Origin of the sequence: Dickeya lacustris (assembly GCF_029635795.1) — a bacterium.
In the GTDB taxonomy this organism is placed as follows: domain Bacteria; phylum Pseudomonadota; class Gammaproteobacteria; order Enterobacterales; family Enterobacteriaceae; genus Dickeya; species Dickeya lacustris.
Genome location: NZ_CP114280.1, coordinates 417,820 through 437,590 on the forward strand (window position 1 = coordinate 417,820; position 19,771 = coordinate 437,590).

A 19,771-nucleotide genomic window follows, 5' to 3' on the forward strand; every position below is an offset into this window, starting at 1 on the left:
CGGGTATTTTCGCCATGAAGAGAGAGCATTATCACATTCGGAAACTACAGCTGTTTCGTGCATATATTCAGCAAATTTAACCAGCCGTTAACTTTTTGAGAGCCATCACAAAACACCGCGCTGTGGCAGAAAAATACATACTTCCAGCCAATCGCTCCTCACCGCCCGTTTTCGCTCTGTCTATCGTAGACAGCATTATCCCCATGATTAACAGGAGCAACGACGATGCGTGCGGATGCGATTACGCTTGGTCTTGATTTTGGCAGTGACTCCGTGCGTGCATTGGCGGTGGATTGCCATACCGGGCAGGAATTGGCAACAGAGGTGGTCTACTATTCGCGCTGGCAGCAGGGGCTTTATTGCAATCCATCCAGCAATCAGTTTCGCCACCACCCGCTTGATTACATCGAGTCGATGGAGCGGGCCATTCACGCAGTGGTAACACAACTTAGCCCGTCACAGCGCCAGCACATCGTCGGCATCGGCGTTGACAGCACAGGCTCAACGCCCGCGCCAATCGATGAGCACGGTCAGGTTTTGGCATTGCGCCCTGATTTTGCCGACAACCCCAATGCCATGTTCATTCTCTGGAAAGATCACACCGCGATTGACGAAGCCGAGGCTATCAACCGCTTGTGCCATAGCGGTCAGTTTCCCGATTACACACGCTACAGCGGCGGGGTGTATTCTGCCGAATGGTTTTGGGCCAAGATTCTCCATATTAGCCGCCTTGACCCGGCCGTCTGCCAGCATGCGGTTTCATGGATAGAGTTATGTGACTGGATACCGGCACTCTTGAGCGGCACCACATCGCCTCACGCTATCCGCCGGGGCCGGTGCAGCGCAGGTCATAAGTCACTCTGGCACCCGGATTGGGGTGGCCTGCCTGAGCGCGCCTTTTTACAGGCGCTCGACCCTTGTCTCACCTCGCGACTCCAGGCTCCGCTCTTTAGCGAAACCTGGACGGCCGAACAACCGGTCGGCACGATCACCGCAGAATGGGCGCAGCGCCTTAACCTGCCGGCAAACGTCACTCTCAGCGGCGGCGCGTTTGATTGTCACATGGGGGCGGTGGGTGCCGGTGCCCAGCCCTACACGCTGGTGAAAGTTATCGGCACCTCCACCTGCGACATCCTGATTGCGGAGCCTGAGCGCGTTGGCAACCAGACGATAGCCGGTATCTGCGGTCAGGTGGATGGCAGCGTTATTCCCGGTTATGTCGGCCTGGAGGCAGGACAGTCCGCATTTGGTGATATCTACGCCTGGTTTGGCCGGATATTAGCCTGGCCGCTTCAGCTGGCTGCTCGCGAACACCCTGAGTGGTCAGAGGCGATCGAACGGTTACAAACGCAGTTACTGACGCAGTTGACGCAGGCATGGGCCGACGCCCCCTCTCTTGACCATCTCCCGGTGGTGCTTGACTGGTTTAATGGTCGCCGTACCCCCTTCGCCGATCAGCGTCTTAAAGGGGTGATAACCGATCTTAATCTCGCTACCGATGCACCGGCCCTGTTCGGCGGGCTGATTGCCGCCACAGCATTTGGCGCGCGCGCCATTATGGCGTGCTTTGAGTCACAGCAGATACCGGTACATAACCTGCTGGCGCTGGGCGGCATTGCGCGCAAATCGCCCACCATTATGCAAGTGTGCAGCGATGTCATGAATCTTCCGCTGCAAATCGCCGCTTCCGACCAGTGTTGTGCATTAGGCGCAGCTATTTTCGCCGCCGTCGCCGCAGGCGTTCACCCGGATATTCCCGGCGCACAGCACAAAATGGCCTGTGGGGTTGAGCGCACCTTACTGCCTGACCCGGTTCGCGTCGCCCGCTACCAGCAGCTTTATCAGCGTTATCAGCGCTGGTGCCAACTGGCGCAAACGGCCTATAGCCCGGCCAGTAAAGACTGATAACCCTAGTTATTAACCCTAAGCAATTAACCCTATTAACCCTATCACGCCGTTTACTTCCCTTTAGGGAGCCCAACAGGAGTTATCATGGAATACTTTACGTCGCTTGAAGTCTGGTTTGTGATTGGCAGTCAGCATCTGTATGGCCCGGAAACGCTGCGTCAGGTGAAAGAGAACGCCGAGAAAGTCGTCAATGCACTGAACCGCGATGCCAGGCTGCCGGTACGTCTGGTGCTAAAACCGCTGGTCAAAACGCCCGATGAAATCACCGCCCTGTGTCGCGATGCCAATCATCAGGAACAGTGCATTGGCCTGTTGACCTGGCTGCACACCTTTTCTCCCGCCAAAATGTGGATTGGCGGCCTGAGTATCCTGAATAAACCGCTCTTGCAATTCCATACGCAATTTAATGCCGACATCCCCTGGGAAAGTATGGACATGGACTTCATGAACCTGAACCAGACGGCACACGGTGGCCGGGAATTCGGTTTTATCGGTGCGCGCATGCGTCAGGCGCATCAGGTGGTGGTGGGACACTGGCAAGATAGCAACGCGCAAGCGCGCATTGCCAAATGGATGCGGGTTGCCGCCGCACGTCAGGAGAGCCGCCAACTGAAAATCGCGCGCTTTGGCGACAACATGCGTGAAGTCGCCGTGACCGAGGGGGATAAGGTCGCGGCGCAAATTCAGTTTGGTTATGCGGTGAGCGCCTGGGGGCTCGGCGACCTGGCGGGCGTCATCGATGATATCAGTCAGGGTGACATCGATACGCTGATTGAGGAGTACGAAGCCTGTTATCAGTTAAGCGATGCCGTCAAGCTGCACGGGCCCAAACGCCAAAACCTGCTCGATGCCGCCCGCATTGAACTTGGTCTGAAACGTTTTCTGCAACAGGGCAACTTTCATGCCTTTACCACCAATTTTGAAAACCTTTATGGTCTGAAACAGCTGCCGGGCCTTGCGGTACAACGCTTAATGCAGCAAGGCTACGGATTTGGCGCTGAAGGTGACTGGAAAACGGCGGCGCTGCTGCGCATCATGAAAGTCATGGCTCAGGGCTTGCCCGGCGGCACCTCATTTATGGAGGATTACACCTACCATTTCTCACCGGGTACACCGCTGGTACTGGGCGCACACATGCTGGAAGTCTGCCCCAGCATCGCCAGCGAGCCCAAACCGTTGCTGGATGCACAATACTTGGGTATCGGCGGTAAAGCCGATCCTGCCCGGCTGATTTTCTCCGCGCCAGCAGGCCCGGCGCTCAATGCCAGCCTTATCGATCTTGGCGATCGTTTCCGCCTGTTGGTCAATCAGGTCGATGGCGTAGAGCCGCCCCAACCGCTGCCGAAACTTCCGGTAGCCAGAGCGGTGTGGCAACCGCAGCCCTCGCTGGAGGTTGCCGCACAAGCATGGATAGTGGCGGGAGGCGCGCATCACACTGTGTTTAGTCAGGCTCTGGATATCGATTATCTGCGCCTATATGCCGAGTTGCATAACATCGAACTCTGCGTCATTGACGCACAGACCACGCTGCCTGAATTCGGCGATAGCCTGCGCTGGAATTCACTGTATTACCGCTTTGGCGCTACGCTTGCGTGAGAGAGCGCAAGATAGCGCAAGTGAGATAACGCAGATAGCGTAAACCTGCCGTCATGCCCCCTGACACCCGATTTCGTGAAGCGGGGTCAGAGGGGTGCGGGTCATGTGATTACTTTGTTAATGTCACGGCATCGTACATGAAGGTGCCACCGTTAAGGCGGAACGTAATCGTGTTTGCGCCATCACGTAACAAAGCACCGCTAATCGCAATACGCTCATAGTGGTATTTGCCGCTGTTTAACGCTCCGCGATATAGCGCCTTATCATTGTCATACTGAATATCTTTCACTTTGGTGCCATTAACCAGCACAGACAACGACGGCGTCGTCGGGTTTGTCATGCCACGGTTACTGGCCGCCGCAAATGCCACATTCAGCACCCGGCTGCTGCCATCGGCGCGATCAACGTAATTGACATTCCAGTCGCCGGGGTTGGTCTGCGCGTAGTACCAGTCTTGCGACGGGCTGGACTGACCGATGGTATACGTCAGGCTGGCGGGAACATCATTCTGCCAGTGATAGTTACGCAACTGGTCGCCAAACTTAAACTCACCCGCCAGCCGGTCACTGTTACCTATCGACCATACCAGCGGTGCGGCATCTGACAGGGCAATCGCGGGAATTACCGTATTGGCGTTCACATCCACAACGTCGCTATACAGCACGCCGGGACGCGTTCCGCCATTGGCATAAACGGTCAGGGTATATTTGCCTTTGCGCACTTTATCAAAGCGGAAATTGCCCTGCGAATCGGTATTGGTGGTAAAGGCATAGCCCAGCGTTTGCACATCGGAAGGCTCATTCAGTGATGACGTGAGCGTAAGGTTCATCGGCTGCGTGGTATTCATTCGCCCGCTGACGCTCACCCTATCAACCGGGAAACGAGCGTCATTGACCCAGTTATACGGCCAGTCGGCTTTTTCCTGTTGGCTGCGCGACAGCGCATCGCGGTACATTTGATCTTCTGTGCCCGCATTCACATACAACAGCCAAGGGCCGTAGAGCTTCTGCCAACCGGGAGGGGCAATCAGGTCAGGCGTACCAAAGTGCGAACCGGTCATATACATAATGGCCAGTCCATCCTGGTGTACCATCAAATCCTGTTTCGTGTCGTCGCCGGAAAAGAACTCCGAGCTGCCTGGCACAAGCCATGCGCCAAGGTTGTTGCCATATGCGCCCCAGACCGGGGTTTTACGCAGATAACCGGAAAAGTCATATTTGGAATAATAACTACCGTCTGGTAATTTCCAGGTTTCATCCTGAATTTTCTCAAACTTATCCAGTTGAGAATAAAGATAGGGCTTGGTGCTACGAATACCGTTTGAAATGTGATCTAACAAGAAAGGGTTAAAGCGGTACACACCACGTAATTCACTCACCGTCAGGTTCGCGCTCGTGCCATTGCGCGCAACCGCATAGCTGTAAACCCCGCTCACCCCTCGCCGGATGATAAAGTGATATTCCAGACTTAGTGCATTTGCCTCATTATCAATATAGGCAATATGGGCAATATCCTTAGTATTCTCGATAACAGAAACTTGTTGTGGTTTAAATTTCAAAAATGCGCCTGAATAATAATCCAGATAACCGGTGCTGCTTTTTCCTAGTGCATTGACTTGCGCATTGGTTTTATCAATCAGATTTTGGCTACCATTAGACAATGTGCCAATACTGCCATCACTGCCGATAGCTACCGATACCAGCCCATTATCCAACTGCGCTTTCATACCGGAAAGCGCCATACTCACATCGGATGATGCCGCTTGCGCCAGTGACGAGCACAGCATACCGAACGCGATAAGATGTAATCTACCTTGCATAGGGTTTCCCTTCTTCCTCATCATTTTTCAGTTTGCAGGCCTGCTATAGCACAATACGGCAGCACAATACGGCGAGCGCCCGGCTCCCGTTACCACTGGCTTTAGCTCGCCAGAAAAATCAATGGCATGCCAGACGGCTGTCTCACCATTATCCCTCTCCGGCACACCTGTTCCACCCGTAGGGCCACGCCATTTTGCGCAGTGCCCCGATACAACACCTTTTTGCCATTGCCCCGGCCTGCGATTTCATGGCAGAAAAACAAAGAACGACCTGCCGCTGCTCGCATTTTCAGTTAATAACTCGTTAAAGGTTTTACCAACCGGCGCGGTGCAATAAAATACAACCCATTATTTTTTGCAGTGGATCACAAAATTTCAGCCAAAGGCGCAACGAGGAGGAAAAACCCGGGCATTGGATGATAACGGATTATTTAATTCATAAAATTATTCGTGTTCTAATCAATTATTTCATTCCAATTAGCGAGAGCGTGTTAATTAACCCGACAACCCAACAGCCCGCCAGCAGTCCTGATGTATTCAAGGGTATTTATACTGAATTTATTCTCCAGCACCTTATGCTACGCTATTTTTAAATTCAGCACTGGACAGGAAAGTTACGAAGAATATACTGAAAACCTTTTTCACTTTATTGCTGATTTTCAAAAATGAGCGTCTACGAATATTTATTAAAATTTAGAAAGGTCAATACGGCGGACAGTCTTGAAAAATTGTTCGACCATCTCAACTATTCGCTGACTGATAACCATGAAATTATCAATATGTATCGGGCAGCCGATCATCGCCGCGCCGAATTAGCCGCTGGCGGAAAGTTGTTTGATGTGGGACAGGTGCCTAAAACCGTTTGGCATTTTGTTATCTAATCGTGCTCGCGCACCGCATTTTCACGTAACGCATCGGTTTTTACTCTTGCAAAGCAGCATCGACCTGATAGGGATATCATCCGGCATGCTGTTTTTTTATGCCATTTCACCGCGTGAAGGGAACCACCACGCAATATCCCTACATTGGGTAAGTTGTCGAATGACGGACAATACCGGATAATACGCCGGTTTTGTTTAGCAGGCACTGTAATGAGCGAATATCTCTTGTTGTTTGTTGGCACAATATTGGTCAACAACTTTGTTTTGGTGAAATTCCTTGGTCTCTGCCCGTTTATGGGGGTGTCCAAAAAACTGGAAGCGGCCATCGGCATGGGCTTTGCCACGACGTTTGTCATGACGGTCGGTTCGGTATTCTCCTGGCTGGTTAATGCTTATGTCTTACTGCCGTTTAACCTCCTCTATCTCAGAACGCTGGCATTTATCCTGGTGTTCGCCGTGGTGGTGCAGTTTACCGAGCTGGCAGTGCGTAAAACCAGCCCTGCGCTCTACCGCCTGTTGGGGATCTATCTGCCGCTGATAACCACCAACTGCGCGGTGCTCGGGGTGGCGTTACTGAGCGTCAATCAATCGCACAATTTCCTGCAAGCGACCGTTTACGGCTTTAGCGCCGCTGCCGGGTTCTCGCTGGTGTTGGTGCTGTTTGCTGCCTTACGCGAGCGTCTTGCGGTCGCTGATGTGCCGGTTCCGTTTCGCGGTGCGTCCATCGCACTGGTGACGGCGGGGCTCATGTCGCTGGCATTCATGGGCTTTACCGGATTGGTGAAATTCTGATGACCGTTATCTGGATAGCAGTGATTGCCTTAAGTGCGCTGGCAACCGTCTCGGGCCTGATTCTCGGTTTTGCGTCACGTCGTTTCGAGGTGCAAGACGACCCCGTGGCAGAACAAATCGAGGCGATGCTGCCACAAAGCCAATGCGGACAGTGCGGATATCCGGGTTGTCGCCCTTATGCACAAGCCATCGCGCTTAATGGTGAGCTGATTAACAAGTGCGTGCCTGGTGGTGAACCGCTGATGTTAAAACTGGCAGAGTGCCTGAACGTCGAGCCGCAACCGCTCTCCGAGGACACGCCTGCCCAGCCGATTGCACAGGTCGCCTGGATTGATGAAAGCAATTGCATCGGTTGCACCAAATGTATTCAGGCCTGCCCGGTCGATGCCATTGTTGGCAGTACCCGTGCAGTTCATACCGTTATCAGTGAGTTGTGTACCGGATGTAACCTGTGTGTGCCGCCTTGCCCGACGGATTGTATCGACTTAAGGCCGATAGCGCCGACGCCCACCCACTGGAAATGGAACCTTGAAGCCATTCCGGTTCATGTTATTCAGTCACAATCTCCCACTCCGGTGATAAACAACCATGTTTAAGCTGTTCGCCGCCTTCAGAAAAGACAGAATCTGGGACTTCAAGGGCGGTATCCACCCCCCGGAAATGAAAACCCAGTCCAGCCGGGTGCCACTGCGCCAGGTGCCGCTGCCAGATTATTTTATTGTTCCGCTTAAACAGCATCTCGGGCCAGAAGGTACCTTGTGCGTCAAGGTCGGCGATAAGGTTTTGCGCGGCCAGGCGCTGACCCGTGGCAGCGGCAGAATGCTGCCGGTACATGCGCCGACCTCAGGAACGGTTCATGCTATCCGGCATCATCTCAGTAATCACCCCTCGGGGTTGACGGAGCTGAGTATCATCCTGATGCCCGACGGCCTGGATACCTGGTGCGAACGCGAGACCCTGAGCGATTATCGGCAATACTCGCCTGCCCAGTTGCTCTCTCACCTGCATCAAGCCGGGATTGCGGGGCTGGGAGGGGCCGGGTTTCCGACCGCTGCAAAATTACAAGGCGGCCTGGAGCGTATCGACACGCTGATTATTAATGCCGCCGAATGCGAACCTTACATCACCGCAGATGACCGCCTGATGCAAGAATGCGCCGATGAAATAGCGCAAGGCATTGATATTCTCGATCACGTATTACAACCGCAGCGAGTCTTACTGGGTATCGAAGACAATAAGCCTGAAGCGATTGCCGCACTGCGCAGCATTCTGGTCAATTACCCGCGTATTGCGATGCGGGTGATCCCAACCAAGTACCCGTCGGGGGGAGCAAAGCAGCTGACAAAAATCCTGACCGGCAAAGAAGTCCCGTTCGGGAAGCACTCGGCATCCATCGGCGTTTTGATGCAAAACGTCGGTACGGCCTATGCCATCAAGCGTGCTGTTATAAACGGCGAGCCGCTCACCGAACGCGTGGTGACACTGACAGGCGATGCCCTGCGACAGCCCGGCAATGTCTGGGCGCGGCTGGGCACGCCGGTACGACATTTACTGCGCCACGCCGGTTATCACGTGACCACCACGCAACCGATGGTCGTGATGGGCGGCCCGCTGATGGGCTTTAGCCTGCCCGCGCTTGATGTGCCGATCATTAAAACCAGCAATTGCATTTTGGCACCGTCCCGGGACGAAATTCAGCCGCCCGCAGAAGAACAGGCGTGTATACGCTGTAGCAAATGCGCGGATGCCTGCCCGGCCGGGCTATTGCCACAGCAGCTCTATTGGTTCAGCCGTGGCGATGAACACGAAAAAGCGCGCCAGCATCATCTGTTTGATTGTATTGAATGTGGTGCGTGTGCCTATGTCTGCCCCAGCAATATACCGTTGGTGCAATACTACCGTCAGGAAAAGGCCGAAATTCAGGCATTAGACAGAGAAGCCCATAAAGCTGCGCAGGCCAAAGAACGCTTTGAGGCCAGACAGACTCGTCTGGAACAAGAGAAACAGGCCCGTCAGTTACGTCATCAGCAAGCGGCGGCGACCGTTTCCGGCACCGATAAAAGCGCGGTGATGGCGGCACTGGAGCGGGTGCGCAGCAAGCAGGCCAATGCGCTGCAAACCGGCATGCGTATTGAAAGCGGTCAACTGCCGGACAATCAGGCGGCGATCGCCGCTCGTGAAGCGCGCAAAGCGCTGGCGCGTCAGCGACAGGCTGAAAAAGCACACTCTGCGCCGCCTGAAGATAAGCAAGACATCGCCGCCAGCGAGTTATCGCCCTCCTCAGTGACGACGCCATCGCCAGCCGAGGTTGCCGGGGCTGAGACGAACCCACAGAAAGCAGCCGTAGCCGCCGCGATTGCGCGCGTAAAAGCACGCAAAAACCAGGCGCAGACGGTGAATACGCAGGCCGCTACGCCTGAGACCCCGGCGACATCAACACCCCCTGCCACCAGCCAACCGCATGACACACGTCAGGCGGCGGTAGCCGCCGCCATCGCACGAGTAAAAGCGCGCAAGGCCGCACAAGCGGAACAACATGCAAGCGTGACACCGTCACACACTGACGAGATGCCGTCACCTGTTCACGATATTCACGATGTGCAGACACCGGCCACTGCGCCCACCGTCGCCCGCGCGCCAGCCACTGCCGATGACACGGTTTCGCCAGCGCAAGACGATGTGATACCTCACCCCATCACTGACCCACGCAAAGCGGCCGTCGCTGACGCCATTGCCCGGGTTAAAGCACGCAAGGCCGCCGCAGCACTGGCAGCACAAGAGGATTAAATGGCTTTTAGAATCGCACCTTCACCGTTTACCCATAACCGCCAGTCAACTCAGACTATTATGCGGTGGGTATTGTTTGCCTGTGTGCCGGGAATCGCCGCGCAGGCCTGGTTTTTTGGTTATGGCAACCTGATTCAGATTGTGCTGGCCGGTATGACTGCACTTATCGCCGAGTCCGTGACGTTGTCACTCAGAAAGCGGCCGGTGCTGGAAACCTTGCAAGACAACTCAGCGCTGCTGACTGCGGTACTCCTGGCGGTAAGCCTGCCGCCGCTCACGCCGTGGTGGATGGTGGTGCTCGGCACGCTGTTTGCGATTATCGTCGCCAAGCAGGTCTATGGCGGTCTGGGCCAGAACCCCTTTAACCCGGCGATGATAGGTTACGTGGTACTGCTTATCTCATTTCCAGTCCAGATGACAAGCTGGCTGCCCGCAGGCGCACTGCAAGCCGCTTCGCCTGATTTTAACGATGCGTTAATGGCGATTTTTACCGGCCATGGCAGCACCGGGCAGGATGTGCATCACCTGCTACAAGGGATTGATGGTATGAGTCAGGCTACCCCGCTGGATGCCTTTAAAACCGGATTACGCAGTGGCCAGTCGGTTGAAACGGTGTTGTCTCAACCCGTATTCGCTGGCGTGTTTGGCGGTGTCGGCTGGCAATGGGTGAATGCGGGGTTTTTGGCCGGCGGCGTGTTGATGTTGCTGGTACGGGTAATTCACTGGCACATTCCGGTGTGTTTCCTGTTGACGCTGGCGCTCTGCTCACAAGCAGGGGTGTTTTTCCACCCTGAAATCAGCGCACCGCCGCTGTTGCATCTGTTCTCCGGCGCGACAATGCTCGGTGCCTTTTTTATTGCGACCGACCCGGTTACGGCCTCAACCACACCGAAGGGACGCATGCTGTTCGGCGCGCTGATAGGCGCGCTGGTGTGGCTTATTCGCACCTATGGCGGTTATCCTGATGGTGTCGCGTTCGCCGTTTTATTGGCGAATATCACCGTACCGTTGATTGACTACTTCACCAAACCACGCGCTTATGGGCATGCCTGAGGACAGATTATGCTGCTGACTACCATGCGCCGACACGCAACGACACTGGCGATATTCGCCGCCGTCACCACTGGCCTGACCGCGCTGGTGAATGTGATGACCGAACGCACCATTTCACAACAGGTCGAGGCCCAACAGCGCGCGTTGCTGGCACAAGTGCTGCCAGCCGATCGGTATACCCATGATTTACTCGCCGAATGCTACCAGATAACCGATAGCGCATTGGGATCGGCCGTTGCGCATCGGGTTTATATCGCGCGTCGAGACGGCGAACCGGTTGCCGCCGCACTGGAAAGCACCGCGCCAGACGGTTACTCCGGCGCAATTCAGTTACTGATTGGCGCCGATTTTCAGGGCAACGTGCTGGGCGTTCGAGTGACAGAACACCATGAAACGCCGGGGTTGGGCGATAAAATCGACATACGGATTTCCGAATGGGTACGCCATTTTAGCGGTAAGACTGTACAAGGTGTTAATGACAGCCGCTGGGCGGTGAAAAAAGATGGCGGCCAGTTCGATCAGTTTACCGGTGCCACCATCACCCCCCGGGCCGTGGTGAATGCGGTAAAACGCGGAACACTCTGGTTACAAACATTGCCGCCACAGTTATCTCAACTGCGGCCTTGTGGAGAGAAACCATGAATCAGACCAACATGCATCAGACCAAAGAGCTGATCGTTCAGGGGTTATGGAAAAATAACTCTGCGCTGGTGCAATTGCTGGGGTTATGCCCGCTGCTGGCCGTCACCTCAACGGCAACCAATGCGCTCGGGCTGGGGCTTGCCACCACGCTCGTCTTAACCTGCACTAACTTTGCGGTGTCGGCATTGCGGCGCTGGGTACCGGCGGAAATCCGCATTCCGATTTACGTGATGCTGATAGCCTCGGTGGTAACGATTGTGCAGATGCTCATCAATGCCTACGCCTATGGGCTCTATCAGTCACTGGGGATTTTTATTCCACTGATTGTGACAAACTGTATTGTGATTGGTCGGGCTGAAGCGTTCGCCTCAAAAAATACCGTCGCCCTTTCAGCGCTGGATGGCCTGTTTATGGGGCTCGGTGCGACCAGTGCGCTATTTGTGCTGGGTGCTCTGCGCGAGCTCCTGGGTAATGGCACCTTATTTGACGGCGCTGATTTACTGTTAGGCCAGTGGGCGCGGGTGCTTCGCGTTGAAATTATCCACATGGACTCCCCTTTTCTGCTGATGATCCTGCCGCCGGGAGCATTTATCGGGCTGGGCTTACTGCTGGCTATCAAACACCTTATCGATGAACGGCTCAAACAGCGCCGTGGTCGTCACGCACAGGCGACGCCACGCCCTGCTCACTCTGCGGTGCCCACTCATGAATAAAGAAAAGCGTATCGCTATTTTGCGCCGCCTGCGTGATAACAACCCGCACCCGACAACCGAGCTGGTATTTGGCTCGCCATTTGAACTCCTGATTTCAGTGCTGTTATCCGCCCAGGCAACCGATGTCAGTGTTAATAAAGCGACAGCACAGCTCTATGCCGTTGCCAACACACCAGAGGCGATGCTGAACCTCGGCGTCGAAGGCGTTAAGCGTTATATCAAAACCATCGGTCTCTTTAACAGCAAAGCCGAAAATATCATCAAGACCTGTCGTATCCTGCTGGATACACATCAAGGGAATGTGCCGGAAGATCGCGCCGCGCTGGAAGCATTACCGGGCGTTGGGCGCAAAACAGCGAATGTGGTGCTGAATACGGCCTTCGGCTGGCCGACTATCGCCGTCGATACGCATATCTTTCGCGTCTGTAATCGCACCCGGTTTGCGCCGGGGAAAACGGTTGAACACGTCGAAGAGAAATTGCTGAAATCGGTGCCCACCGAGTTCAAGGTCGATTGCCATCACTGGCTTATTCTGCATGGCCGCTATACCTGCGTTGCTCGCAAACCGCGCTGTGGTGCCTGCCTGATTGAAGATTTGTGCGAATACAAAGAGAAAACAGAAATTTGATGTCAGCGTCGGTTTAATGTAAACCCCGGGTTCAGTTACACCTGCGGTCAGGACGGCATTCTCCGGCCTGACCGCATGAGCTGATTACTTAACAGGTAGCGTCACATCTTTAAACATCGCCTCAATCTCCTCATTTGAACGCAATGCAATCGCACTATCGACGACGTCACGGGTCAAGTGTGGCGCGAAACGGTGAATAAAATCATACATATAACTGCGCAAAAACGTGCTGCGACGAAAACCTATCTTGGTTGTGCTGTAACTGAACAGGTTGTCAGCGCTGATAGCGACCAAATCCGGGTCACTGGCCGGTTCCACCGCCATACTGGCAATCACGCCAACCCCTAACCCCAGCCGGACATACGTTTTAATGACGTCAGCATCGGTGGCGGTAAACACAATACGCGGCGTCAGCCCGGCACGGTTAAATGCCGTATCAAGCTCCGAACGACCGGTGAAACCAAAGGTGTAGGTCACAATCGGGTAAGCCGCTAACTCTTCAATCGTGATATGGCTTTTCCCGGCCAGTGGGTGATCCGGTTTCACCACCACCGCGCGATTCCAGTGGTAACACGGCAACATGATCAAATCTTCATACAAATGCAGCGCTTCCGTTGCGATAGCAAAATCGGCCGACCCTTTTGCAACCGCTTCTGCAATTTGCGTCGGCGAGCCTTGATGCATATGCAAAGAGACTCGCGGATAACGCTCAATAAACCCCCGAATGACTTCAGGCAACGCATAGCGTGCCTGGGTATGGGTGGTGGCGACATACAAAGACCCCTTATCCGGGTATGTATGCTCTCCGGCCACGGCTTTGATGGCATCTACCTTGGAAAGCACTTCTCTGGCAATACGAATAATTTCCTGTCCGGCGGGCGTGACCTGCGTCAGGTGTTTGCCACTGCGAGCAAATATTTGTATTCCCAGTTCATCTTCCAGCATCCGCACCTGTTTACTGATACCTGGCTGTGAGGTATATAGCCCTTCGGCGGTAGATGATACGTTCAGATTGTGATTAACAACTTCAACAATGTAACGAAGCTGTTGCAATTTCATAAGTTATCCCATTCCGTAAGATGTCATGCGCGCGGCATCGCTGTTGTTGACGTTATCGGCATCGACAAGAAGGCACTGGCTTAAAGCAATAACCCTGAACTCACGCCAAAAATGCCATTTAATCATAAAAAAATATTTTTTATAACCATAAGTACGATCGTTTTAGACCATAGCGATACTGAAAAACGGGTTTTTTATTTCCTTTCTCGTTATCGGCCAGATACCGACGATATTCATGGTTCAGCGATCAAAAAAGCCAGCCTTTGCAGGCTGGCTTCCAGTAATTTAACCGCGATCACACTAAAAAACTGCGGTTTCCATCAATTTAGGCAGAATTAGCGTTCGCTTTCTACCCATTTACCATCAACATAAAATGCAGACCAACCGGTCGCTTTCCCTTCTTTCTCTGAAGAGATGTACTGCTGTTTGGTTTTACGGCTAAAACGCACCAGCGTTTTATTGCCCGCCGGATCGCTTACCGGTGCCTGCGCCAGATAGCGCAATTTCTCAGGCAGACGATCCTGGAACCTCACCAGCTCTTCTACCAGTGGCGCACGGGTTTCGCGTGATTTCGGAAACGTATTGGCGGCCAAAAACACCCCCGCTGCACCATCACGCAACACAAAATAGGCCTCTGATTTTTCGCACGGCAGTTCCGGCAATGGCACCGGGTCTTCCTTCGGCGGCGCTACCTCGCCGTTGCGCAAAATCTTACGGGTGTTCCCACAGCTCTCAAGGGTACAAGCCATGTATTTACCGAAACGTCCCATTTTCAGGTGCATATCGGAGCCACATTTCTCACACTCTACCACCGGGCCATCATACCCTTTGAGACGGAACTCCCCCTGCTCGATTTCATAGCCATCACAGGAAGGGTTATTACCACAGACATGCAATTTACGCTGATTATCAATCAGGTAGCTGTCCATCGCCGTACCGCATTTGGTACAACGGCGGCGCGCGAGCAGCGCATTGGTTTCCGCCTCATCCCCTTCCAGCACATTGAGCACTTCCGCTTCCGGGATCAGGTTTATCGTGGTTTTACACCGTTCTTTCGGCGATAACGCATAGCCTGAGCAGCCAAGGAAAACCCCGGTGCTGGCCGTACGAATACCCATTTTGCGGCCGCAGGTTGGGCAATCGATACTGGTCAGTATCATCAGGTTCGGCTTCATGCCGCCCGCTTCAGGCTCCTGCCCCGCCGTCTCCAGCTGTTGGCTAAACTCGGCGAAGAATTCATCCAGCACCGCCTTCCACTCCGCCTGATTGTTCGCGACCAAATCCAGGCTGTTTTCCATGCGAGCGGTGAAATCATAATTCATCAGCTCGCGGAAATTCTCCTCAAGACGATCGGTAACAATTTCTCCCATTTTTTCAGCATAAAAGCGGCGATTCTCTACCCGGACATAACCCCTGTCCTGAATGGTAGAGATAATGGCGGCATAAGTAGAAGGGCGGCCAATGCCGCGTTTTTCCAGCTCTTTTACCAATGACGCTTCGCTATAGCGTGCCGGCGGTTTGGTGAAGTGTTGGCTGGGAGATAATTTCTCCATCCGCATCACCTGACCAATCTCAATGGCCGGCAAGGTGCGATCTTCATCGCTTTTACGCAGCGCAGGCATCACTCGCGTCCAGCCATCAAAACGCAAGGTGCGCCCTTTCGCGCGTAGCTGATAATCACCGGCACTCACGACCAGCGTGGTTGAGTCATACTGCGCTGGCGTCATCTGGCAGGCCACAAACTGACGCCAGATCAACTGGTAGAGTTTCTGTGCATCGGCTTCCATGTCTTTCAACGTCTCGGCCAGCACATTCACGTCTGAAGGGCGAATGGCTTCATGCGCTTCCTGAGAGTTCTCTTTACTGGTGTAAAGGTTCGCCGCCTCAGGCAAATAGCGTTTGCCAAATTCGTTCTGTATATAATCGCGCGCCATCGTAAGCGCATCCTGACTCAGGTTTGTTGAGTCAGTACGCATGTAGGTAATATGGCCCGCTTCATATAACCGTTGGGCCATCATCATGGTTTTCTTCACACCGAAGCCCAGACGGGTACTGGCCGCCTGCTGCAAAGTGGACGTAATAAATGGCGCGCCCGGCTTGCTGCTGGTGGGTTTATCTTCCCGCTCGGCGACCGCATAACTGGCCTGCGAAAGCAGGCTCACCGCAGCCTGCGTCTGCGCCTCATTGACCGGACGGAATGGCTTGCCGAGATAGTGGGTCACTTGCATCTGCAACGACACATCGCTTGCCAGTAGATCCGCATGCAGTTCCCAATACTCTTGCGGAACAAACGCTTTGACTTCGCGCTCGCGCTCAACCACCAGACGCACCGCAACAGACTGCACGCGCCCTGCGGACAAGCCACGCGCTATCTTTTTCCACAACAGCGGAGAAACCATATACCCTACAACGCGATCCATAAACCGGCGTGCCTGCTGCGCGTTAACCCGGTTAATATTCAGCTCGCCCGGGCGTTCGAACGCCTGACGAATCGCATTCTTGGTGATTTCGTTGAACACGACGCGGCTAAAACGCTTTTCATCACCACCGATAATTTCCCGCAGGTGCCAGGCAATGGCTTCCCCTTCGCGGTCAAGGTCGGTTGCGAGATAAACATGGTCGGCATTTTCCGCCAACGCTTTCAGCTCAGAAACGACTTTCTCTTTGCCCGGTAAAATCTCATAGTGCGCTTGCCAGTCATGATACGGGTCAACCCCCATGCGGTTTACCAGCGCCGTGCGCTCATCTTTTTTCACCGCTTTTTTGGGTTTTTCCCCTTTGGGCTTTTCCCCACTGGCATCACTTTTCTTGCTCACGGAAGCCGAACCACTGGTGGGCAAGTCACGCACATGCCCCACGCTGGATTTCACCACGTAGTCATTGCCAAGATACTTGTTAATCGTTTTGGCTTTAGCCGGGGACTCGACGATAACGAGAGCTTTACCCATAATATATTGTTACCTACTGAATTCTTTGAAAAAAGAAGAAATTTTCAGCCATTCGCGCTGATTGACCAGCCGCTGCTGCCTGAATCATCATGGTTGCCGGAAAATCGTTCTGTCTGTCGCGGCTCTCTGATGACTGGCACCGATTACCACGCTGCAACCTTATGATAAATCAAATTTATTTTTGCCTTACCAGATTGCGGATACCCCGCAACGGGCTCTGGCGCAAAGCAATGATTTCGCTTGACGATGCAAAATCCCACACTCTACCTGATAAATAACACCACGCAACCTAATTAGCATGTAAAACCGGTTTTCGCCAGCCTTCGCCGCTGCAACGCGTACCGATAACGGTACATAAAATCAGTAGGTTTGCGATATTTTCATCGTCAGCGTTACAATAGCGTGGACTGTTCAAAGGGCATTTGCAGGAGAAAATCAATGTCTGACCCCACCCATTCACAACATGATGCGGCATACGCCCACACAGAGAAAAAACCGATTACACGCCATACGTTGCTGCAAGAAGCCAATGCGTTAATCAAAGGCCATGAAGATTACCTCGCGGGCATGATGGCGGATGATGTTGTGCAAAAAAATGGCGTACTGGTATTTCGCGGCGAGTATTTCCTCGATAAAGATGGCCTGCCTACCGCAAAAACCACTGCCGTATTCAACATGTTTAAGCACCTCGCCCATGTGTTATCCGAGAAATATCACCTGATTGATTAGTCCCTGCCAGATAAAGATGGCATCGCATTATCGATGCGGCAGCGTAGCGCTTGTCATGATGCTGTTATGTTGCCCACAAAAAAGCCCGTCGCAACGGGCTTTTTCTTGTTTGGCATCGCTATCAATTCATCGATAGCGTCATGGCAACGGATGATGACCGCGCTGCCACCAACGTAACAGAACCCGCTCCATCGCATCACCCGCGCTGCCGGTTAACCTGTCCATCAGTCGTTTACGACGCGTATAGCGTACCGCCAGCACCTCATGCGTTTCCATTTCCGCAATCAATAAATCATCGCTGGTGCCTATCGCATCAACCAGGCCCTTATCTTTAGCCTGTAAACCAAACCAATGCTCTCCTGTCGCCACCGCGTCAATATCCAGGGCGGGCCGCATGTCACTGACAAACTGTTTAAACAGATGGTGGGTATCGTTCAGTTCCTCGCGGAATTTTTCACGCCCTTCTTCTGTATTCTCGCCAAACAATGTCAGCGTGCGCTTATATTGACCGGCAGTATGTAATTCAACATCAATCTCTTTGCTTTTCAGCAGGCGGTTAAAGTTCGGGATTTGGGCAACAACACCAATCGAGCCGACAATCGCAAAAGGCGCGCAAACAATACGATCTGCCACACAGGCCATCATGTAACCGCCGCTGGCGGCAACTTTATCGACGGCCACCGTCAGGCGAATACCACGCTGGCGAAAACGTTGAAGCTGCGAAGCGGCCAATCCATAACCATGAACCACACCGCCGGGGCTTTCCAGCCGTAACAGCACTTCATCTTCCGGGCGAGCAACGGCCAACACCGCAGAAACTTCTTCGCGCAGGGAGCTCACCTCACCGGCATCCATACTGCCATTAAAATCGAGCACATACAGACACGGCTTCACCGATTTCTCTTCCCCGCGCTTCGCGCGTTTTTTCTCCTGCTTCGCCGTCTCTTTTTCTTCTTTTTTCTGTTTTTTCTCCAGCAGGCTGCGCACCGTATCACTCATCGCGGCGGACTGTATCTCCTGCCGCATTTCACGGTATTGTTCGCCCAGATTAATCACCTGCAACTCGCCTTTGCGATGGCGTTTACGTTGCGTCATCCCGACAGTCAGCACCACCAGCGCGCCAATGGCAACGACAAGGGTGACAACTTTGGCCAGGAATAAACCATACTGAGAAAGTAATTCCACAAATACCGCCTTCATTGACTAATGTGAGATATAACGTTGATTCTTCAACAACGGCAAGGCGCTGTTAATTCACTAAGCTAACGTATGACGAACGCGATGGCGATGATCTTCATACAGAAATTGAACTTTCCGCTGTTTTTTCCCGCAGAGTCTATGAGAAAGCCGGGGCTTCTGATTGAAAATGCCTATTGTTTCAGGCATAAACCTTTCATGATGGCTTTTCCAGACGCCATGACAGAGACTTGCCTTACAGCCAGAGGATTCTATTTTGCACTATCAACCTAAAGATGACCTGCTACAGCATCGTATCATTCTGGTCACTGGGGTGGGTGATGGCATCGGACGCGAAGCTGCCCTGACCTATGCGCGACATGGCGCACAACTGGTTTTATTAGGCCGAACCGAAAGTAAATTGCATGACGTCGCGCAGTCCATCTTGCAAACCTGCGCCAGCCAAAGCCTGGTTATTCCTTGCGATATGCTCACCGCCCGTTACGAGGATTTTCTCCAGATAGCGCAGCATCTCGAACAGGCTCTGCCGCGTCTCGACGGCGTACTGCATAATGCCGGACTGCTCGGCGATGTATTGCCCATGGCCGAGCAATCGCCACAACACTGGCACGATGTCATGCAGGTGAATGTCAATGCCACATTTATGCTGACGCAGGTTTTATTGCCGTTATTACTCAAATCAACCAGCGCCTCGCTGGTGTTCACCAGCTCCAGCGTCGGTCGTCAGGGCCGCGCCAACTGGGGCGCTTACTCAGTATCGAAATTCGCAACCGAAGGCATGATGCAAGTGCTGGCCGAAGAGTATCGCCAGCACAATTTACGGGTTAACTGCATTAATCCCGGTGGCACGCGTACTGCCATGCGCGCCGCTGCGTTTCCCGATGAAGACCCGGCAAAACTCAAAACACCGTCAGACATCATGCCGCTTTATCTCTATTTAATGGGCGACGACAGCCGTCGCAAAACAGGCATGAGTTTTGATGCCCAACCGGGGCGTAAACCCGGCCCGGCGGTATAAC

General features: G+C 53.5%; 16 protein-coding genes. 12 read left to right on the forward strand and 4 right to left on the reverse strand.

Annotation, left to right across the window (positions count from 1 at the left end; translation table 11 throughout):
* Nucleotides 1-225 precede the first annotated feature (225 nt).
* Both O1Q98_RS01890 and araA read left to right on the forward strand, forming a co-directional pair.
* Nucleotides 226-1,905, forward strand: coding sequence for a ribulokinase (locus O1Q98_RS01890; RefSeq protein WP_125259544.1), 1,680 nt, complete (start codon nucleotides 226-228; stop codon nucleotides 1,903-1,905).
* An 87-nt stretch (nucleotides 1,906-1,992) separates the two neighbouring features.
* A complete protein-coding gene (araA, locus tag O1Q98_RS01895; RefSeq protein WP_125259545.1) occupies nucleotides 1,993-3,504 on the forward strand; it encodes an L-arabinose isomerase in 1,512 nt (503 codons plus the stop codon).
* A gap of 109 nt (nucleotides 3,505-3,613) precedes the next feature.
* Here the strand turns inward: araA and O1Q98_RS01900 are convergent, their stop codons facing one another.
* On the reverse strand, nucleotides 3,614-5,323 hold the full coding sequence (locus O1Q98_RS01900) for a polysaccharide lyase family protein (RefSeq protein ID WP_125259546.1): 1,710 nt from the start codon (nucleotides 5,321-5,323) through the stop codon (nucleotides 3,614-3,616).
* A 665-nt stretch (nucleotides 5,324-5,988) separates the two neighbouring features.
* On the opposite strand from O1Q98_RS01900, the gene ydgT reads away from it, so the two are divergent.
* From ydgT to nth, 8 genes are all read left to right on the forward strand, one after another.
* Nucleotides 5,989-6,204 carry a transcription modulator YdgT gene (gene ydgT / locus O1Q98_RS01905; RefSeq protein ID WP_125259547.1) on the forward strand — a complete coding sequence of 72 codons (216 nt, stop codon included), beginning with the start codon at nucleotides 5,989-5,991 and terminating at the stop codon, nucleotides 6,202-6,204.
* 210 nt (nucleotides 6,205-6,414) lie between these two features.
* Nucleotides 6,415-6,996 carry an electron transport complex subunit RsxA gene (gene rsxA, locus O1Q98_RS01910; protein ID WP_125259548.1) on the forward strand — a complete coding sequence of 194 codons (582 nt, stop codon included), beginning with the start codon at nucleotides 6,415-6,417 and terminating at the stop codon, nucleotides 6,994-6,996.
* Nucleotides 6,996-7,592, forward strand: coding sequence for an electron transport complex subunit RsxB (gene rsxB, locus O1Q98_RS01915; protein ID WP_125259549.1), 597 nt, complete (start codon nucleotides 6,996-6,998; stop codon nucleotides 7,590-7,592). The genes rsxA and rsxB overlap by 1 nt, the downstream gene beginning before the upstream one ends.
* The gene (gene rsxC, locus O1Q98_RS01920; protein ID WP_125259550.1) at nucleotides 7,585-9,783 is read left to right on the forward strand and encodes an electron transport complex subunit RsxC; all 2,199 of its coding nucleotides are present in this window, start codon (nucleotides 7,585-7,587) and stop codon (nucleotides 9,781-9,783) included. The genes rsxB and rsxC overlap by 8 nt, the downstream gene beginning before the upstream one ends.
* Complete coding sequence (rsxD, locus tag O1Q98_RS01925; RefSeq protein ID WP_125259551.1) at nucleotides 9,784-10,836, forward strand: electron transport complex subunit RsxD; 1,053 nt, start codon at nucleotides 9,784-9,786, stop codon at nucleotides 10,834-10,836. It begins immediately after the preceding gene.
* 12 nt (nucleotides 10,837-10,848) lie between these two features.
* The gene (gene rsxG, locus O1Q98_RS01930) at nucleotides 10,849-11,478 is read left to right on the forward strand and encodes an electron transport complex subunit RsxG (RefSeq protein ID WP_164512993.1); all 630 of its coding nucleotides are present in this window, start codon (nucleotides 10,849-10,851) and stop codon (nucleotides 11,476-11,478) included.
* 11 nt (nucleotides 11,479-11,489) lie between these two features.
* The gene (locus O1Q98_RS01935) at nucleotides 11,490-12,191 is read left to right on the forward strand and encodes an electron transport complex subunit E (RefSeq protein WP_125259579.1); all 702 of its coding nucleotides are present in this window, start codon (nucleotides 11,490-11,492) and stop codon (nucleotides 12,189-12,191) included.
* Nucleotides 12,184-12,819, forward strand: a complete 636-nt coding sequence (gene nth, locus O1Q98_RS01940; RefSeq protein WP_125259553.1) for an endonuclease III — start codon at nucleotides 12,184-12,186, stop codon at nucleotides 12,817-12,819. The genes O1Q98_RS01935 and nth overlap by 8 nt, the downstream gene beginning before the upstream one ends.
* 84 nt (nucleotides 12,820-12,903) lie before the next feature.
* On the opposite strand, the gene cysB is transcribed toward nth, so the two are convergent.
* Nucleotides 12,904-13,878 (reverse strand): HTH-type transcriptional regulator CysB, encoded by a 975-nt coding sequence (gene cysB, locus O1Q98_RS01945; protein WP_125259554.1) that lies wholly within the window; start codon nucleotides 13,876-13,878, stop codon nucleotides 12,904-12,906.
* Between the two features lie 335 nt (nucleotides 13,879-14,213).
* Nucleotides 14,214-16,826, reverse strand: a complete 2,613-nt coding sequence (topA, locus tag O1Q98_RS01950) for a type I DNA topoisomerase (RefSeq protein WP_125259555.1) — start codon at nucleotides 16,824-16,826, stop codon at nucleotides 14,214-14,216.
* 438 nt (nucleotides 16,827-17,264) lie between these two features.
* Between topA and O1Q98_RS01955 the strand changes: the two genes are divergently transcribed.
* Complete coding sequence (locus tag O1Q98_RS01955) at nucleotides 17,265-17,555, forward strand: YciN family protein (RefSeq protein WP_125259556.1); 291 nt, start codon at nucleotides 17,265-17,267, stop codon at nucleotides 17,553-17,555.
* A 138-nt stretch (nucleotides 17,556-17,693) separates the two neighbouring features.
* On the opposite strand, the gene sohB is transcribed toward O1Q98_RS01955, so the two are convergent.
* On the reverse strand, nucleotides 17,694-18,740 hold the full coding sequence (gene sohB, locus O1Q98_RS01960; protein ID WP_125259557.1) for a protease SohB: 1,047 nt from the start codon (nucleotides 18,738-18,740) through the stop codon (nucleotides 17,694-17,696).
* A gap of 268 nt (nucleotides 18,741-19,008) precedes the next feature.
* Between sohB and O1Q98_RS01965 the strand changes: the two genes are divergently transcribed.
* Nucleotides 19,009-19,770, forward strand: a complete 762-nt coding sequence (locus tag O1Q98_RS01965; RefSeq protein WP_125259558.1) for a YciK family oxidoreductase — start codon at nucleotides 19,009-19,011, stop codon at nucleotides 19,768-19,770.
* Nucleotide 19,771: the final 1 nt, after the last annotated feature.

What these genes read in the sequence shown, in the direction of transcription:
- O1Q98_RS01890 (WP_125259544.1), top strand. Translation starts at nt 226, where the DNA reads ATGCGTGCGGATGCGATTACGCTTGGTCTTGATTTTGGCAGTGACTCC.
- araA (WP_125259545.1), top strand. Translation starts at nt 1,993, where the DNA reads ATGGAATACTTTACGTCGCTTGAAGTCTGGTTTGTGATTGGCAGTCAG.
- O1Q98_RS01900 (WP_125259546.1), bottom strand. Translation starts at nt 5,323, where the DNA reads ATGCAAGGTAGATTACATCTTATCGCGTTCGGTATGCTGTGCTCGTCA.
- ydgT (WP_125259547.1), top strand. Translation starts at nt 5,989, where the DNA reads ATGAGCGTCTACGAATATTTATTAAAATTTAGAAAGGTCAATACGGCG.
- rsxA (WP_125259548.1), top strand. Translation starts at nt 6,415, where the DNA reads ATGAGCGAATATCTCTTGTTGTTTGTTGGCACAATATTGGTCAACAAC.
- rsxB (WP_125259549.1), top strand. Translation starts at nt 6,996, where the DNA reads ATGACCGTTATCTGGATAGCAGTGATTGCCTTAAGTGCGCTGGCAACC.
- rsxC (WP_125259550.1), top strand. Translation starts at nt 7,585, where the DNA reads ATGTTTAAGCTGTTCGCCGCCTTCAGAAAAGACAGAATCTGGGACTTC.
- rsxD (WP_125259551.1), top strand. Translation starts at nt 9,784, where the DNA reads ATGGCTTTTAGAATCGCACCTTCACCGTTTACCCATAACCGCCAGTCA.
- O1Q98_RS01935 (WP_125259579.1), top strand. Translation starts at nt 11,490, where the DNA reads ATGCATCAGACCAAAGAGCTGATCGTTCAGGGGTTATGGAAAAATAAC.
- nth (WP_125259553.1), top strand. Translation starts at nt 12,184, where the DNA reads ATGAATAAAGAAAAGCGTATCGCTATTTTGCGCCGCCTGCGTGATAAC.
- cysB (WP_125259554.1), bottom strand. Translation starts at nt 13,878, where the DNA reads ATGAAATTGCAACAGCTTCGTTACATTGTTGAAGTTGTTAATCACAAT.
- topA (WP_125259555.1), bottom strand. Translation starts at nt 16,826, where the DNA reads ATGGGTAAAGCTCTCGTTATCGTCGAGTCCCCGGCTAAAGCCAAAACG.
- O1Q98_RS01955 (WP_125259556.1), top strand. Translation starts at nt 17,265, where the DNA reads ATGTCTGACCCCACCCATTCACAACATGATGCGGCATACGCCCACACA.